This window comes from Pseudomonas sp. S3_A03 (genome assembly GCF_054668275.1).
Window position 1 is genome coordinate 4,192,108 of the sequence record NZ_CP162753.1, and the last position, 16,302, is coordinate 4,208,409.

General features: G+C 63.6%; 14 protein-coding genes. 12 read left to right on the plus strand and 2 right to left on the minus strand.

What is annotated here, in order from left to right:
• The first annotated feature begins 10 nt into the window (after positions 1-10).
• The 4 genes from AB4O25_RS19245 (at position 11) to AB4O25_RS19260 (ending at position 5,153) form a co-directional block, all read left to right on the plus strand.
• Positions 11-931: a LysR family transcriptional regulator gene (locus AB4O25_RS19245; RefSeq protein WP_116079830.1), complete on the plus strand. Its 921-nt coding sequence runs from the start codon at positions 11-13 to the stop codon at positions 929-931.
• 170 nt (positions 932-1,101) lie between these two features.
• Entirely contained in the window at positions 1,102-2,637 is a 1,536-nt protein-coding gene (locus tag AB4O25_RS19250) for an MFS transporter (RefSeq protein WP_460149873.1), read from the plus strand.
• A 15-nt stretch (positions 2,638-2,652) separates the two neighbouring features.
• Complete coding sequence (locus tag AB4O25_RS19255; RefSeq protein ID WP_017528413.1) at positions 2,653-3,711, plus strand: HlyD family secretion protein; 1,059 nt, start codon at positions 2,653-2,655, stop codon at positions 3,709-3,711.
• Positions 3,708-5,153 (plus strand): efflux transporter outer membrane subunit, encoded by a 1,446-nt coding sequence (locus AB4O25_RS19260; RefSeq protein ID WP_017528412.1) that lies wholly within the window; start codon positions 3,708-3,710, stop codon positions 5,151-5,153. The genes AB4O25_RS19255 and AB4O25_RS19260 overlap by 4 nt, the downstream gene beginning before the upstream one ends.
• Positions 5,154-5,278: 125 nt before the next feature.
• Here AB4O25_RS19260 and AB4O25_RS19265 read toward each other — a convergent pair whose 3' ends face one another.
• Complete coding sequence (locus tag AB4O25_RS19265; RefSeq protein WP_460149874.1) at positions 5,279-6,001, minus strand: DUF3142 domain-containing protein; 723 nt, start codon at positions 5,999-6,001, stop codon at positions 5,279-5,281.
• On the minus strand, positions 5,998-8,166 hold the full coding sequence (locus AB4O25_RS19270) for a hypothetical protein (RefSeq protein WP_017528406.1): 2,169 nt from the start codon (positions 8,164-8,166) through the stop codon (positions 5,998-6,000). The genes AB4O25_RS19265 and AB4O25_RS19270 overlap by 4 nt, the downstream gene beginning before the upstream one ends.
• A gap of 192 nt (positions 8,167-8,358) precedes the next feature.
• Here AB4O25_RS19270 and AB4O25_RS19275 point away from each other — a divergent pair, with 192 nt between their 5' ends.
• The 8 genes from AB4O25_RS19275 to AB4O25_RS19310 all read left to right on the plus strand — a co-directional run bounded on the left by AB4O25_RS19275 (position 8,359) and on the right by AB4O25_RS19310 (position 16,168).
• Complete coding sequence (locus tag AB4O25_RS19275) at positions 8,359-9,957, plus strand: glycosyltransferase family 39 protein (protein ID WP_068936864.1); 1,599 nt, start codon at positions 8,359-8,361, stop codon at positions 9,955-9,957.
• Positions 9,958-9,989: 32 nt separating this feature from the next.
• Entirely contained in the window at positions 9,990-10,238 is a 249-nt protein-coding gene (locus tag AB4O25_RS19280; RefSeq protein WP_017528404.1) for a DUF2789 domain-containing protein, read from the plus strand.
• A 199-nt stretch (positions 10,239-10,437) separates the two neighbouring features.
• Positions 10,438-10,848, plus strand: a complete 411-nt coding sequence (locus tag AB4O25_RS19285) for a MarR family winged helix-turn-helix transcriptional regulator (RefSeq protein ID WP_065876859.1) — start codon at positions 10,438-10,440, stop codon at positions 10,846-10,848.
• Complete coding sequence (locus AB4O25_RS19290) at positions 10,845-12,923, plus strand: FUSC family protein (RefSeq protein ID WP_065876858.1); 2,079 nt, start codon at positions 10,845-10,847, stop codon at positions 12,921-12,923. Before AB4O25_RS19285 ends, AB4O25_RS19290 begins: the two co-directional genes overlap by 4 nt.
• Positions 12,920-13,129, plus strand: coding sequence for a DUF1656 domain-containing protein (locus AB4O25_RS19295; protein ID WP_065876857.1), 210 nt, complete (start codon positions 12,920-12,922; stop codon positions 13,127-13,129). The genes AB4O25_RS19290 and AB4O25_RS19295 overlap by 4 nt, the downstream gene beginning before the upstream one ends.
• Positions 13,126-14,016: an efflux RND transporter periplasmic adaptor subunit gene (locus tag AB4O25_RS19300; RefSeq protein WP_065876856.1), complete on the plus strand. Its 891-nt coding sequence runs from the start codon at positions 13,126-13,128 to the stop codon at positions 14,014-14,016. The genes AB4O25_RS19295 and AB4O25_RS19300 overlap by 4 nt, the downstream gene beginning before the upstream one ends.
• Positions 14,013-15,455: an efflux transporter outer membrane subunit gene (locus AB4O25_RS19305; protein WP_065876855.1), complete on the plus strand. Its 1,443-nt coding sequence runs from the start codon at positions 14,013-14,015 to the stop codon at positions 15,453-15,455. Before AB4O25_RS19300 ends, AB4O25_RS19305 begins: the two co-directional genes overlap by 4 nt.
• 80 nt (positions 15,456-15,535) lie before the next feature.
• Positions 15,536-16,168: a hypothetical protein gene (locus tag AB4O25_RS19310; protein WP_026067299.1), complete on the plus strand. Its 633-nt coding sequence runs from the start codon at positions 15,536-15,538 to the stop codon at positions 16,166-16,168.
• The last annotated feature ends 134 nt before the right edge of the window (positions 16,169-16,302 follow it).

The following is a 16,302-nucleotide window of genomic DNA, read 5'->3' on the forward strand; positions in this document are numbered from 1 at the left end:
AGTGCTTGGCATGCAACTACCGGACATGAACCTGCTGGTCGCCCTCGACGCCTTGCTCGACGAGGGCAGTGTGGTCGGCGCCGCGCGGCGGATGAACCTCAGCCCGGCGGCCATGAGCCGCACGCTCACGCGTATTCGCGAAGCGGTGGGCGACCCGATCCTGGTGCGTGCCGGTCGAGGGCTGGTGCCCACGCCCAAGGCCCTGGAGTTGCAAGGCCAGGTACGCACCGTGGTGGAACAGGCGGCGTTACTGTTTCGCTCGTCCGAGCAAGTGGACCTGAGCACCCTGCGCCGCCGCTTCAGCGTGCGCGCCAATGACTTTTTTATCGGCGTGTATGGTGGCCGACTGTTCGACACCATGGAGCGCATGGCCCCCCTGTGCGAGCTGTGTTTCGTGCCCGAAGGCGATACCGATGACGAAGCCCTGCGCGAAGGGCGGCTGGATCTACGCGTGAGCAACACCCTGCCGGCGAGCCCCGAGGTCAAGGTGCAGAACCTGTTCTCCACCACCTTTGTTGGCCTGGCGCGGCAGGATCACCCCTTATTCGACGAAGAAATCACCGCCGCACGTTTCGCCAGCTATTCCCATATCAGCATCTCGCGGCGCGGCCTCGCCCGCGGGCCGATCGACACCGCGCTGAACGCCCAGGGCCTGGAGCGGCGCGTGGCGATGATCGCTCCGGGTTTTCATGGCGCGATGTTCATGCTGCCCGACTCCGACCTGATCCTGCCGGTGCCCAAGGAAGCGCTCTACAGCGCCAATCGCCTGAAGCTGCCGCTGCGTGCCTTCTCGCTGCCGATCTCCTTGCCGACCCTGGTACTCGCCCAGTCCTGGCACCCGCGCTTCGACAAAGACCCGGCTCACAAATGGCTGCGCGAGACGATGCGCGAAAGTTGCCACGCCACCTGGCTGGAAGCCCAACCGAACTGAATTTCAAGCGTACACAGGGCAAATGTAGGAGGGGGCTTGCCCCCGATGGCGGTGTATCAGGCAACCCAGGATTGCGTCTGGCGCACTTATAAGCTGTCGATAAGTAACTTTTTGTCATGCGTATGCCTGAATAAACTGCTCGGGTATTTCCCATTCCGAGTTACCTGTTCATGACGTCCCTCGCTGCCCCCACCCTTGCGGCCGCAGCCAAGCCCGCCACCCTGGCCCCGCCCGTGTTCGGCCCGCGCATCATCATCGGCCTGGTCGGTGTGTTGCTGGCGGTGCTGGTATCGGGCCTCAACGAGATGGTCACCAAGGTGGCCCTCGCCGACATTCGTGGTGCGCTGTACATCGGCTTTGACGAAGGCACCTGGCTGGTCGCGGCCTATACCGCCACGTCGGTCGCGGCCATGGCGTTTGCGCCCTGGTGTTCGGTGACGTTTTCCCTGCGCCGCTTCACCCTGTACGCCATTGGCCTGTTCACCGTGCTGGGCATCCTGTGCCCGTTCGCGCCGAACTACGAAAGCCTGTTGCTGCTGCGCACCGTGCAAGGCTTGGCCGGTGGTGCGTTGCCGCCGATGTTGATGACCGTAGCCCTGCGTTTCCTGCCGGCCAACGTCAAGCTGTACGGCCTGGCCGGCTACGCACTTACCGCCACCTTCGGCCCGAGCCTCGGCACCCCGTTGGCGGCGCTGTGGACCGAATACGTCGGCTGGCAATGGGCGTTCTGGCAGATCGTCGCGCCGTGTCTGCTAGCGATGGCCGCCGTGGCCTACGGCTTGCCCCAAGACCCGCTGCGCCTGGAGCGCTTCAAGCACTTCAACTGGCGCGGCCTGCTGCTGGGTTTCCCGGCGATCTGCATGCTGGTGATCGGCCTGCTGCAAGGCAATCGGCTGGACTGGTTCGAATCCGGCCTGATCACCTTTTTGCTCACTGGCGGCAGCGTGCTGCTGGTGTTGTTCATGCTCAATGAGTGGTCGCACCCGATACCGTTCTTCAAGTTGCAGATGCTCGGCCTGCGCAACCTGTCGTTTGCATTGATCGTGCTGGCGGGCGTGCTGATGGTGCTGACCTCGGTGATCATCATCCCGTCGAGTTTCCTTGCGCAGGTCCAGGGCTACCGGCCGCTGCAGACCGCACCGGTGATGCTGCTGATGGCGCTGCCGCAGTTGATCGCGCTGCCGCTGGTGGCGGCGCTGTGCAACCTGCGCTGGGTCGATTGCCGCTGGGTGCTGGGCATCGGCCTGGGCATGCTGGTGCTGTGCTGCGTCGGCAGTGCGCACCTGACCTCGGCGTGGGTTCGCAACGACTTTTACGGCCTGTACCTGTTGCAAATCTTCGGGCAACCCATGGCCGTGCTGCCGCTGTTGATGCTCTCCACCGGCAGCATCCAACCCTCCGATGGGCCATTCGCCTCGGCCTGGTTCAATACCGTCAAAGGCCTGGCTGCCGTGATCGCCACCGGCGTGCTGGATACGCTGACCACCCAGCGCCAGCACTTCCATTCGACCCTGCTGGTGGACCGCCTGGGCAATTCGCCTCTGGCCGACGGCGACGCGGTGGGCCTGGCCCATCGGCTGCACGAACAGGCCGTGGTGCTCACCTCTTCCGATCTCTATTACGTCATGGGCGGTGTCGCCGTGGTGCTGATCCTGCTGATTTTCTGGATGCCCACGCGGATCTTTCCGCCTCGCGCACCGACCTAGCCCCAAGGACCTCTCATGAAACGCAAAGATAAAATTGCCGTCTGCGTCATCGCAGTATTTACCGTCGGTGTGCTGGTTTACCTGGCTGCGCCGGGCTTGCTGGGCAACCCGCGCCAGAGCACCAACGATGCCTTCGTCGCCGCCGACTTCACCCTGGTCGCCCCGCGCGTGGCCGGGTTTATCAAGCAAGTGCTGGTAGAAGACAACCAGCAGGTCAAGGCCGGGCAACTGCTGGCGCTGATCGACGACCGTGATTTTCGCGCCGCAGCCCAGGCCGCCGATGCCGACACGCTGGTCGCCCACGCCCAACTGAAAAATGCCACCGCCACCCTGGAGCGCCAAAGCTCGGTCATCGCCCAGGCGCAAGCCACCGTCGCCGCCGACCGCGCCGAAGTGGCCTTCGCCGAACATGAACTGAACCGCTACAACCACCTCGCCGGGGTGGGCGCGGGCACGGTGCAGAATGCGCAGCAAGCCAAGACCCGTATCGACCAGGCCACCGCACGCCTGGCCAAGTCCACGGCGGTGCTGGCGGCCGAGCGCAAACAGGTAGAAATCCTCACCGCCCAGCGCGACGCGGCCGACGGTGGGCTCAAGCGTGCCCAGGCCGCACTGGAAATGGCCAGCTATCAGCTGTCCTACACGCGCATTGTCGCGCCGGTGGACGGCATGGTTGGCGAACGTGCGGTGCGCGTGGGCGCCTACGTCACGCCCGGCAGCAAGCTCCTTGCCGTGGTGCCGTTGGCTGAGGCCTACGTGGTGGCCAACTTCCAGGAAACCCAGCTTTCCCATATGCACGCCGGGCAAGCCGTGCAGGTGCGTGTCGACAGCCTTGACGGCGAGTTGCTCAACGGTCACCTGGAAAGTCTGGCCCCCGCGACCGGCGTAACGTTCGCCGCCGTCAAGCCCGACAACGCCACGGGTAATTTCACCAAGGTGGTGCAGCGTATTCCGGTGAAAATCGTGCTGGAGCCCAACCAACCGCTGACCGAGCGCCTGCGCGTGGGCATGTCGGTGGAGGCCAGCGTCGATACCCAACCGGTTGCACGTCAGCGTGAGGTGGCCCAGCAATGAAACGAGTTGCCTGGCTCACCTTGAGCCTGATCAGCCTGAACGCCTGCACCGTCGGGCCGGACTTTCAACGCCCGCAAACCCCACAGGTCACGCAATGGAGCGAGCCCCAGGGTCGCCGGGCCGACAGCCGTGCCGTCAGCGACCCGTTGCAGGAGCGCTGGTGGGATGTGTTCCACGACGAACAACTCTCGGCCCTCACACGCCGTGCCCTTACCGACAACCTCGACCTGAAACTGGCCGGCAGTCGCCTGGCGCAAAGCCGTGCCGTGCGCCAGGTGACCACCGCCGAGCGTTACCCCAACGTCGATGCCACAGGCGCTTACCAGCGCAAACGCAACAGCGGCAAAGGCTTGAGCGACCCCTCCGGTGAAAACGGCCACGCCGCCTTCAACCAATGGGACATGGGCTTCTCGGCCGCCTGGGAGCTGGACTTCTGGGGCCGTGTAAAACGCGAAACCGAAGCCGCCAACGCCACCCTGCAAGTCGCCGAAAATGACCGCCGCGCCGTGCTGTTATCGGTGCTGGCCGAAACCGCCCAGGACTACATCCAACTGCGCGGCGTGCAGAACACCCGCGCCGTTACCGAGCAAAACCTTGACGTCGCGCGCCACAGCCTCAAGCTCTCGCAACTGCGCCTGGCCGACGGCGTGGCAACGGATCTGGACGTGGCCGAAGCCGCCGCCCAAGTCGCAGCCATTGAAGCGCGCCTGCCGGACCTGCAGCAGCGCCAGGATCAATTGATCAACGCCCTGAGCCTGCTGATGGGCGAGCCGCCACAAGCGCTGCACGCGCAACTGTCCAAAGACGCCGCCGTGCCGCAAGCCCAGCGCCAGGTCGCCATCGGCCTGCCGTCGCAGCTTGCCGAACGCCGCCCGGATATCCGCCAGGCCGAAGCCCGCCTGCACGCGGCGACCGCCAGCATCGGCGTGGCCAAGGGCGATTTCTACCCGCGCATCACCCTGTCCGGCAACCTGGGTTCGCAGGCGATGCAATTGTCCGATTTCGGCTCGTGGGGCTCGCGCGCGTTCGCCATCGGCCCGCAAGTGAGCCTGCCGCTGTTCAACGGCGGGCGCCTGCAAGGCATGGTGCATCTGCGCCAAGCCCAGCAACAGGAAGCGGCCCTGGCCTACCAACACACGGTGCTGCGCGCCTGGCATGAGATCGACGACCAACTGACCCGCTACAACGCCAGCCAACTGCGCCGCGACAGCCTGGCCGAAGCCGTGCGCCAGAACCAGATCGCCCTGACCACCGCACAACACCAGTACGTCGAAGGCGTGGCGGATTTCGTCAATGTGCTCACCGTGCAAAGCGCGTTGCTGGCGACGCAGGAACAGTGGGTGGAGAGTTCCACCGGTGTGTCGTTGGCAATGGTGGGGTTGTACAAGGCATTGGGGGGAGGGTGGGAATCGGTGTATCCATTGCAGGCGGCCAGGCGCTGAGGTCCTGAAGCAGAACACGATCGAACTGTGGGAGCGGGCTTGCTCGCGAAAGCGGTGCGCCGGCACCGAATAGGCTGACTGACACTCTGCGTTCGCGAGCACACCTTGCATGGGAGATGAGCCGTTCAGGGGCGTGCTTGTATAGCTGGATTCTGCAAAAACACCACATACCCCCTAAACCACTCACTCCCCTTCAAATACCCCGGCTCCTGCCATTCCCCGCCCTGAATCAAACCGATCTTGAACGGCAGCCCCAGCCGGTTCACCCGCGGCAGATACGCTGCGTAGTCCGGGATGCTGTGGCGCCCTTGATACGTCTGCACCACCACTTCATCCACCACACCCTTGAGCTGGGCAATGGCGGCGGGGTCGGCGTTGCTGCTCCAGTCCATCAGGCCGGTGATGCTCAGGCGCAGCTCAAAGGGCAGGCGTTGGCGCAGGTCGCGCAGGAAGTCGGCGTAGTCGTGCAGGTATTGGGTGCGGGCGTCGAAGTCGATCTGGATGCCGACCACCGGGTTGCCCGCGTCGCGCCAGCGTTGTACCTGGCCGAGCAGTTGGGTGTAGACCGCTTCCGGCCAGTGCAGGGTATGGGCGCGGTACACCACCCAGACTTCGCCTTCGGTGAGGCGCGGCACGCTGATGCCCTGGGCGATCATCCGCACGCCACGTTGCGGTGCGCGGCGGGTGGAGTTGATCTGGCCCTGGAGGATGTACAGGGTCTTGGCCTGTTTGAGTACCGGCTGGGGCGTGACGCCGCTCCACAACCAGAAAGCGTCGTAGTCACGGGCATCGACGGCGGCGAAGGCCGGGCTTGCCAGCAACAGCAAGCCTAGCCACAGGTGTTTCACCAGTAGTACTGCAGCGACTTGCCCCACTCGGTGTCGGCGAAGCCGGTCTTGAGCTGGCGGAACCAGGCCTTGCGCACGGCGGGCTCGACGTCCTTGCCACCGCAGCTGTTGTAGCCTGCCGGTGCGTAGCAGTTGATGGCGCGGAACAGTGCATAGGCCTTGTCGTTCTTCGGCGCCTTGGCGTCGCCGATCACCTGTTTGTAACCGTCGAGGCGCGAGAAGGTTTCGCCCTGGAACTGTGACGCGGTGCTGCCCAGGCTGCCGGCGGCGCGAGCCTGTTCCAACGGCATGCCGTCCAGGCTGTTGCGCAGGATGAATTCGCCCAGGCAGTTAAGGCCCTGAGGGTTCTTCGCATCGTTTTGCAACGTGGCGGCGGTTTGCGCGATGGTGGGGCAGGCATAGCCGGATTCGGCTTTGTCGCCGTTCCACTGGAACAACGTCAAGGCCTGGCCGCTGCTGTAGACGTAGCCCAGGCTGGTGCCCAGTTTGTCTTCAGAGACCTGGGCCGGCAGGTGTTTGAAATCGTCGGCGAAGGTGGCGAACTGGCTGTGCAGCAGGTCTTTGTAGAGCAGCACGAACTGCGCGGTCTGGCGCTCCAGCGGGTCGCCGGCCTGGGCGATCTGCTGGCGCAGCAGTTCAGGCCCGGCGATGTTGCGCAGCAGGATGTAACGCACTTGCTTGGCGCTGATCGGCGAGTCGCTGGCGAACACCTTGGCCACCTGGCCGCTGCGCTCGTAGTTCATGGCCAGGGCCAATTCCAGCTGATCGCGTTGCAGGGGTAGCTTGGCCAGGGGCAACAGCTGCAGCCACAGAGCTTCGGCGTTTTTCCAGTCGTTTTTGGCCTCCATGGCCAAGGCGCGCAGGGTTTGTTGGCTGAAGGCGAAATAGTCCAGGCTCGACGGCACCTCCTGGGGCAGGTGTTTCAAGGCGTTGTCCGGTTGATGCTCGACGTACAGGGCGAAGGCGGCCTGCAGGTATTCGAACACCTCGGGCCTGTCGGCAAACGTGGCTTTTTGCGCGTCGAGGTCTTCGCGGGTCAGGCGCGGTGGGGTGCTGGCGCGCATCGAGCGCAGGTCGGTCACCACTTGCATCATCGGGTCCTTGATGCTGCCGCCCCAGACCATCAGCAACTTGAGGTCGGCTTCTTCCACCAGTGCGTCCAGCGACACGTTGCGCTGGGCGTCGGTGGCTTCGGTCATTTGCCAGGCGAAGTCTTCGGAGAGCTTGTCGAAATCGTCCGCCAGCCAATGCACGCGGCGCAGCAGGCCACGGGCAGACATTGCATAGTCGCCCTGTGGATAAGTTTCCAGGTAGCCCATGAAGCCTTTTTCGGCAGCGCTCAGGGCGGGCTTATCCACATGCTCGAGTTGCGGCATGTCGTATTGGTCGAACGCTTCGGCCTGCGCCTGGTTCAGCAAGGTACGCGCGCTCATGTACTGCGCGGTTTCCTTCAACCAGGACAACTCGCTGCCGCTGGCGGCGGCAAAACCGCGCTCGGCCTCGCTGAAACGTCCGCTGTAAAAGTCGGCCGCGGCTTGCAGGTAGGTCCGCAGCATGCGGCCATTGGACGACTCGATAGGCTCGGCGACCACTGGGCCGTCCCAGGTGCAGGTGACCAGCAGTTGCAGGCGCGCCTTTGCCAGCAACTGGCGCTCTGCGGTGGGCATGTCTGCCTTCACCACCTGGCGGATGAAGGCGGTGGCGCTGTCATCGTCGTTACTGCGGCAGCGGCTGCCTTCGCCATCAAGGTAGGCCTGACCAGCGGTTGTGTACTCCGTGCGCTTGATGCCCAGGGGGGTCAGCAGGGTATCGAGTTCTGCGGTTGAGGAGTCGTCGGCGCCGTCCGAGTCGGGTTCGGTCTCTCCGTTGGCGGCGCGGTTGAGGCGATACACCGGAAACGGCACCGGGCCAAAACCCTGGGACAGGTCATCGTCGTTCAAAGCGTCGGGGGCCAGTGGCGCGACTTGTTTGTCGGCCAGCAACAGGCGCAGGTTCACCCGGCTGTCGTTGCCTGGACTGAGGAACGGCTGGTTGCTGCAGGTATCGAGGCGGTCGCGCGAAACCCGCCAGTCGGGGTAGCAGGTATCGTCGGAACTGGCCTGGGCCGGTAATGAGATAGCGGCCAGCAATGCCAGTGCCAGGGGTGACAGAAAACCGATGCGCATGACGTGTCCTTGATCCTGAGTCCATGGAGGGCGGCAATCATAGCCTGAACTGATGAGTGCTTCGGTGAAGGCCTACACAAATTGGCGATTTGTCTGATTAGTGAGGCGATACAGACGCGTTTGTCCTAGAGTGGCGGTTGGTTGTGCATGCGCAGTGTTTGCCAACACAGGGGTGGTAATAGCGGAGTTGGTATGCGTCGGTCGGTGTTACGGCAACACGAAAAAACAAGCGCATTGGCCTCGTTCGCTCAGCAAATGTGCAGCTGGCAGGGCGTAGCCGTGCTCGGTCGTTTGTGGTGGGTGCCCATCCTGGCGCTGGCCATGGCCCTGCGTCTTTACCACCTCACGTCAGCGGCGATCTGGGGCGACGAAGGTTCAAGCCTGCTGCTTAGCGAGTACGCCTTGGACGACCTGTGGTTTCACGCGGCCCATGACGTGCATCCGCCGCTGTACTTCTTCATGTTGCGCAGTTGGATCGAATGCTTTGGTGACAGCATCTGGTCGATACGCAGCATGAGTGCGCTCCCTGGTGTGGTGGTGGTGGGCTTGGGCGCCTGGCTCGCGCGGCAGCTGTCCACCCGACGCGCCGCCGTGTTGGCGGGTGTCATGCTGGCGCTGTTGCCGACGGCGGTGCGCTACAGCCAGGAAGTGCGCATGTATTCGCTGCTCGGCGTCTGGTTGCTGGGCGCCACGCTGGCGCTGGTGTACTGGGCGCGCCAGCCCGAGCGCACACGGTATCTGGCGGCGTATGTACTGCTGATGAGCGCCGGGTTTTATACCCACTACTTCACGGCGTTGTGTGTGCTGGTGCATTGGGCGTACATAGGGCTGTTGAGTACGTCGCGCGCGCCTGGCCTGCGTTTGATCGCGCGCCCGGCGTGGTGGGTGGCCAACGGGGTGATTGTGTTGCTGTACCTGCCATGGTTGCCGAACCTGCTGGACCTGGTGCAACACGTCGAACAGCTCAAAGTGGGCGGGGATATTGGCTGGGAAGAACCGGTCAACCTGTTGTCCCTGCCATCGATGATCTGGCAGTTCGTCTTACAGGACGAAGGGGTGGGCTTCTGGCCGCCGCTGTTCTGGGGTTTTGCGCTGTTGCTGGTCGCTGTAGTCTTTTTTGCTGGCTGGCGTGACCGCGAGCGTTTGCGCCCTGCCAGCCTGCTGGCGCTGTTTTTCCTGCTGCCGTTGTTGCTGGTGTACGCGGTATCGTTTATTTCGCCGGTGTTTATCGAACGCTATCTCACGGTGTACGCCTTGGCGCTGCCGATCCTCCTGGCGCTGGTCATCGACCGTGCTTCATGGCTGGGGGCGGCTTTGTTTGTGTTGTTTGTCGGCGTTGAACTGGTGGGGTTGAAGAACAACTTCGCGGTGGACGAACACGATCAATTCAACGTGCCGGTGGAGTTCGTCAATCGCAACTACCAAGAAGATGACCGCATCGTGCTCAGCGACATGATGTGGTACCTCAGCTACGTGTATTACGACCAGACCGATGCGCAACTGCAGCTCTACACCCCACCCAAACCTGACGGCACGCCCACCCGGCCGAACGCTTACGGCTTCGGCACCCTGGTCGACCAGGATGGTGGGCGCATCTACCTCGACCGCCTTTCTGCATTGCCCGTCGACACCCGCCGCGTATGGTTGATCAGCAGCAACGAAGCGCCTGACGATTTCGCGCCCTTGCCCCAGGGCTGGCGCGAACTCAGCCGCCAGGACGGCGGCGGTGCCAGGGCGCGGTTGTTTGTGTTGTGCAACGCACCGGCGCCGCAGCCCGAAGGCTGCCGCTAGACTCTCTTGAACGTCCTCACGAGGAACCCGCTATGGAATCGCCACTGCACAGCTTGCCGGCGTTGTTCAAACAGCTTGGCTTGCCGGATGATCCGGTCAGTATCGAGCAATTTGTCGCTTCTCATTCGCCGCTCAAGCCGGAATTGAAACTGGCGGATGCGTTTTTTTGGACCCAGGCCCAGCAGGCGTTTTTGCGTGATGAGATCTTGGAGGATGCGGATTGGGCGGTGGTGGTGGATGAGTTGAATTTGATGTTGCGCGGTGGGCGGGGGGCCCAATAAGGTCACCGCCGTGTCAGGGGAGCACCGAAGTGCAGATTTTAGGGCTGCTTCGCAGCCCAGCGCTGTTGCCACCGAACTGCTCCACCCATCGCTAAATTGTTTCAAAACTTGACGTATTTGGATCCCTTCGCCATATTGATAGTTAGCAAACTAACTGTATGCAAGCTATCCAATGCCTCAATCCCTCGAACAACTTCAGATGCACCTCAGCAGCAGCATGGTGGTGGGCGCCCGTCACTGGCGCAAAATCTGCCAGACCACGCTGGTCAGCTATGGCATCTCCGAAGCCTGCGCCGTGCCCCTGTTGATGATCGGCCGTTTGGGCGACGGTGTGCACCAGGTGAAAGTGGCCCAGGCCTCCGGCCTGGAAAGCCCGTCGCTGGTGCGCCTGCTCGACCAGTTGTGCAGTGGCGGTTACGTGTGCCGCACCGAAGACATCCACGACCGTCGCGCCAAGGCCTTGAGCCTCACCGAGCGCGGCCGTGAGCTGGTGCAAGCGGTGGAAGCGCAATTGGTGCGCCTGCGCCGTGAAGTGCTGGCGGACATTGCGCTCGCCGATATGGAAGCCGCGCTGCGTGTGCTGCGTGCTTTTGAGGCGGCGACGCTGTGAGCGGATTCTTCAGTGGTTTTCCGCCGGCCCGCGACTGGTTCTATGGGGTGCGGACCTTCGCCGCGTCGATGATTGCGTTGTACATCGCCATGCTCATGCAAATGCCGCGTCCGTATTGGGCGATGGCCACCGTGTATATCGTCTCCAGCCCGTTTGTGGGGCCGACCAGTTCCAAGGCGTTGTACCGCGCCATCGGCACCTTGATGGGCGCGGCGGCGGCGGTATTTTTTGTGCCGATGTTCGTGCAATCGCCATACATTCTGGTGGTGGTGATTGCGTTGTGGACGGGCACGTTGCTGTTTCTGTCCATGCACCTGCGCACTGCGAATAACTACGCGTTGATGCTGGCCGGCTACACCTTGCCGCTGATCGCCCTGCCGGTGGTGGATAACCCCCTGGCGGTGTGGGACGTGGCCGAAGCGCGCACCGAAGAAATCTTCCTCGGCATCGCCGTCGCCGCCGTGGTGGGCGCGATGTTCTGGCCACGGCGCCTGATGCCGGTGTTCGATGGCTCGGTGGCCAAGTGGTTCGCCGATGCGCAGGTCTACAGCCAGCGCTTTCTGACGCGCAACGTGGAGCCTGAAGAAGTCAGCGCTTTACGCAGCGGCATGGTCGCCACCTTCAACACCCTCGAATTGATGATCGGCCAGTTGCCGCACGAAGGCGCGCGGCCGCAGACGGTGCGTAACACCAAGGAACTGCGCGGGCGCATGATCCATCTGCTGCCGGTGGTGGATGCCCTCGACGATGCGCTGTACGCCATCGAACACCGCGCGCCGCAGTTTCTCGAGCGCCTCACGCCACTGTTGGAAGCCACCCGCCAATGGTTGGACGACACCCAGCAAAGCGCGCCCCTGGACAGTTGGCGCGCCCTGCGTGACCAGGTCGACGCCCTGCAACCCCAAGGCGAAGCGCTGGACGACCGCCATACCTTGCTTTTCTCCAATGCGCTGTACCGCCTGGGCGAGTGGATCGACCTGTGGCAAGACTGCCGCAGCCTGCAAGCCGCCATCCGATGCGAGAGCCAGGACACCTGGCGCGCCGTTTACCGTCACTGGCGGCTGGGCCGGCTCACGCCGTTCCTCGACCGTGGCCTGATGTTCTATTCGGCATTTTCCACCGTCAGCGCGATCATCGTCGCCTCGGTACTGTGGATTTTGTTGGGCTGGACCGACGGCGGCAGCGCCGTGATCCTGGCGGCGGTGGCGTGCAGCTTCTTCGCCTCGATGGACGACCCGGCGCCGCAGATCTATCGGTTCTTTTTCTGGACCGCGATGTCGGTGTTGTTCGCCAGCCTCTACCTGTTTCTGGTACTGCCCAATCTGCATGACTTCCCGATGCTGGTGCTGGCGTTCGCGGTGCCGTTCATTTGCATCGGCACACTGACCGTGCAGCCGCGCTTTTACCTGGGCATGTTGTTGACGCTGGTGAACACCTCCTCATTTATCAGCATCCAGGGCGCCTATGACGCCGACTTCCTCAACTTTGCCAACGTCAACCTGGCTGGCCCGGTAGGCCTGCTGTTTGCGTTTGTGTGGACCCTGGTCGCGCGGCCCTTCGGCGCCGAACTGGCGGCCAAGCGCCTGACCCGTTTCAGCTGGCGCGACATCGTTGGCCTCACCGAACCCGCGACCCTGGCCGAACACCGGCACATGGCCGTGCAAATGCTCGACCGTTTGATGCAGCACCTGCCGCGCCTGGCCCTTACCGGCCAGGACACCGGCATTGCCCTGCGCGATTTGCGGGTGGCGCTGAACCTGCTCGACCTGCTGGCGTACTCGCCGCGCATCCTCGGCGTGCCACGGGTGCTGCTCAATCAAGTGGTCGAGGGGGTTGGCGCTTACTTCAAGGCGTGCCTCAAGGCGGGTGAACGCCTGCCCGCGCCCAGCGGTCTGCTGATGACACTCGACCGCACGCGCCGCGCGCTCAACGGCCAGGGCCTGCAAGACGAGGACGACACCCGCCTGCACCTACTGCACGCGTTGGCCGGCCTGCGCCTGGCGCTGTTGCCTGGCGTCGAATTCATTGATGGCACACAGATGCAAGCGCCGCTGCCCGATGGAGCGCCTTTATGATCGGTGATCTGGATATAAGCGGGGTGTTCCTGCCCACGTTGCTGGTGCTCATGGGCATTACGTATCTGTTGTTTCTGGTGGTGCACGGGTTGTTGACGCGCATGCACTTCTATCGCCTGGTCTGGCACCGGGCATTGTTCAATGTGGGGCTCTACGCGCTGTTGCTGGGCGCGGTGGACTCACTCAGTCGATACCTGATGACATGAAAAAACCTTTTTTGACCATCGGCCGTGTAGTCCTGACGCTGTTGATCGTGAGCTTCGCGGTCGTCGTGGTGTGGCGCATGGTCATGTACTACATGTTTGCGCCCTGGACCCGCGACGGGCACATCCGTGCCGACATCGTGCAGATCGCCCCCGACGTGTCCGGGTTGATCCAGCGCGTGGACGTGCATGACAACCAATTGGTGAGCAAGGGCCAGGTGCTGTTTGCCGTCGACCAGGACCGCTTCAAGCTGGCCCTGCGCCAGGCCCAGGCCGCCGTGGCCGACCGCCAGGAAACCCTGGCCCAGGCCCAGCGCGAGTACAAGCGTAACCGTGGCCTGGGCAACCTGGTGCCCAGCGAGCAACTGGAAGAAAGCCAGTCCCGCGTGGCCCGTGCCCAATCGGCCCTGGCCGAAGCGCAGGTGACGGTGGACTCCGCCCAACTGAACCTCGACCGCTCGGTGATCCGCAGCCCGGTGGACGGCTACGTCAACGACCGCGCGCCGCGCACCCAGGAGTTCGTCACCGCCGGGCGCCCGGTGCTGTCGGTGGTGGACAGCAACTCGTTCCACATTGACGGCTATTTCGAAGAGACCAAGCTCGACGGCATCCAGGTCGGCATGGGCGTGGATATCCGCGTGATCGGCGATAACGCGCGCCTGCGCGGCCACGTGCAGAGCATCGTCGCCGGTATCGAAGACCGCGACCGCAGCAGTGGCTCCAACCTGCTGCCCAACGTCAACCCGGCGTTCAGTTGGGTGCGCCTGGCCCAGCGGATTCCGGTGCGCATCGCCTTTGACGAAGTGCCGGCGGACTTTCGCATGATCGCCGGGCGTACAGCCACCGTATCGATCATCGGCGACAAACCCCCTGCCGGAGCCCAGCCATGAAGCAGCTGTTGGCCGCCGCCGCGCTGGGTTTGCTGTTGTCGGCCTGCCAGGTGGTAGGGCCGGATTACCAGCTACCGGACAAGGCCGCCGTCAACCGTGCCGACCTGCAAGGGCAACTGCCATTGGACGGTAAACACGTGGTGTCGGCGCCGGTCCCCGACGACTGGTGGAAACTGTACAAAGACCCGCGCCTGGATGAGCTGGTGCGCCAGGCCATGGCCTCCAACACCGACCTGCGTGTGGCCGCCGCCAACTTGCAGCGCGCGCGTTTTCAGACGCAACAGGCGCAATCCGCCGGTGGCTGGAGCGCCGGGGCCAAGGCTGAAGCGCAGCGCCTGCAGGAATCCGGCGAGGCGTTTTTGCTGGCGGACAAGGTCCCGGTGGACAACATCGGCAGCGTGGGCATCACCACCTCTTATCAATTTGACCTGTTCGGCACCTTGCAGCGCGGCATCGAAAGCGCCCAGGCCAGTGCCGACGCGGCCCAGGCCGCCGCCGATATTGCGCGCATCACGCTGGTCGCCGATGTGGTGCGCTCCTACACCCAGGTCTGCGCGGCCAACGAAGAGTTGGCGATTGCCAACCAATCCCTGGCCCTGCAAGCCCAGAGCACCCGCCTGACCCAACGGCTGCGCGACGCCGGCCGGGGCGACGAGACCCAAGTCACGCGCTCGCAAACCCAGTACAAATCGCTGCGCGCCGACATGCCGCGCTACGAAGCGGCGCGCCAGGCCGGGCTGTTCCGCCTGTCGATGCTGCTGGCCAAGCCGGTCGACCAGTTGCCGGCGGGCACCGGCGGTTGCGCCGAGCTGCCGCACATCGCCCAGCTGTTGCCGGTGGGCGACGGTGCCGCGCTGCTCAAGCGTCGCCCCGACGTGCGCCAGGCCGAACGCCAATTGGCGGCTGCCACGGCGCGTATCGGCGTAGCCACCGGCGCGCTGTACCCGGACATCGCCATTGGTGCCACCGTCGGTACCGTTGGCCTGCTCGACAACCTCGGCCAGCCGGCCACCAACCGCTGGGGCTTCGGCCCGATGATCAGTTGGACCGTGCCGACCAACGGCGCGCGCGCGCGCATCCATGAAGCCGAAGCCGCCACCCAGGGCGCCCTGGCGCATTTCGATGGGGTGGTGCTCAACGCCATCCGCGAAACCCAGACCGGCCTTGCGCAATACACCGCCGTGTTGCAGCGCCGCGACGCGCTCGCCGATGCCGAGCAATCAGCCCGCCAAGCCGCGGACCAGACCCACCGGTTCTTCCAGGCCGGGCGCGAGTCGTTCCTCGCCGACCTGCAAGCCACCCGCACCTACACCGCGATGCGCGCGCAATTGGCGGCGGCCAATACTCAGGTCGCCATGAGCCAGATCGATCTGTTCCTGGCCCTGGGCGGCGGTTGGGAAAGCGGACGAACGCACGCTTCGCCAGCCAGCAAACCCTGAGCCAATAGCTATGCTTTGACAGGCAGGCCCCGTGACGGCCTGCCTGACACTGCTCGCGTTTGCTCATGGGGATTCCAATAATGAAAAACCCTTATGCTCCCGCTTTCTGGTGCGTGCTCTTCGCACTGGTGCTGTTATCGGCCGCGTATTTCTATGGCGTCATGCTCGCCCATCAGCTCGACAAGGCCATGGTCTTTCTCGACAGCGCCTGCCTGGTGATCGGCACCTTGTCCATCGGCGTTGTCGCCTGGGCGTCCTACCAGAATCAACGGGTCAAGAAAAAACTCCTGGAACAAGGCAAGACCCGCGTGGCGATCTGGGATACCAAGGTTGCGCTGCGCCGAGTCGAAACCGTGTTCGACCGCTATTTCTGGGGCAGCTACTGGCAGCCGGGGCGCACCTTCCAGGAAGTGATGGGCGACCTGACCGGCACACCGCTGGAAAAAAGCCTCGAAGTCCTGAAAAAACAGTGTGTCGTGCTCGACAAGCAAGTCGCTGACGGCCGGCACTGGCTCAATAACGCTCGGGAGTTATCCGACGTCGCCACGCAGATGGCCCGCGAGCGCTACCAACTGGACTTCTGCGACCCCAAGGCCGACACGCCCGGCAATGCGGTGATACACCGCGAGTTTGAAGTGCTGGTGTACACATGGACGGCGCGGCTCAAGAGTTTTGATCACCAGTTGGATGAAATCGAATTGGAGTATTCGTGAACTAGTCGTGAACTGATCCCTCTGAAAGGCTGGGCCGTTTGTGGCCGCCAGTGCTAATCTTCCCCCGCTTTCGGCGGGCTTGAGCCAACCCCTACAGGGTTCAAGGAAGACAGCCCACTCCTCACAGGATTTGA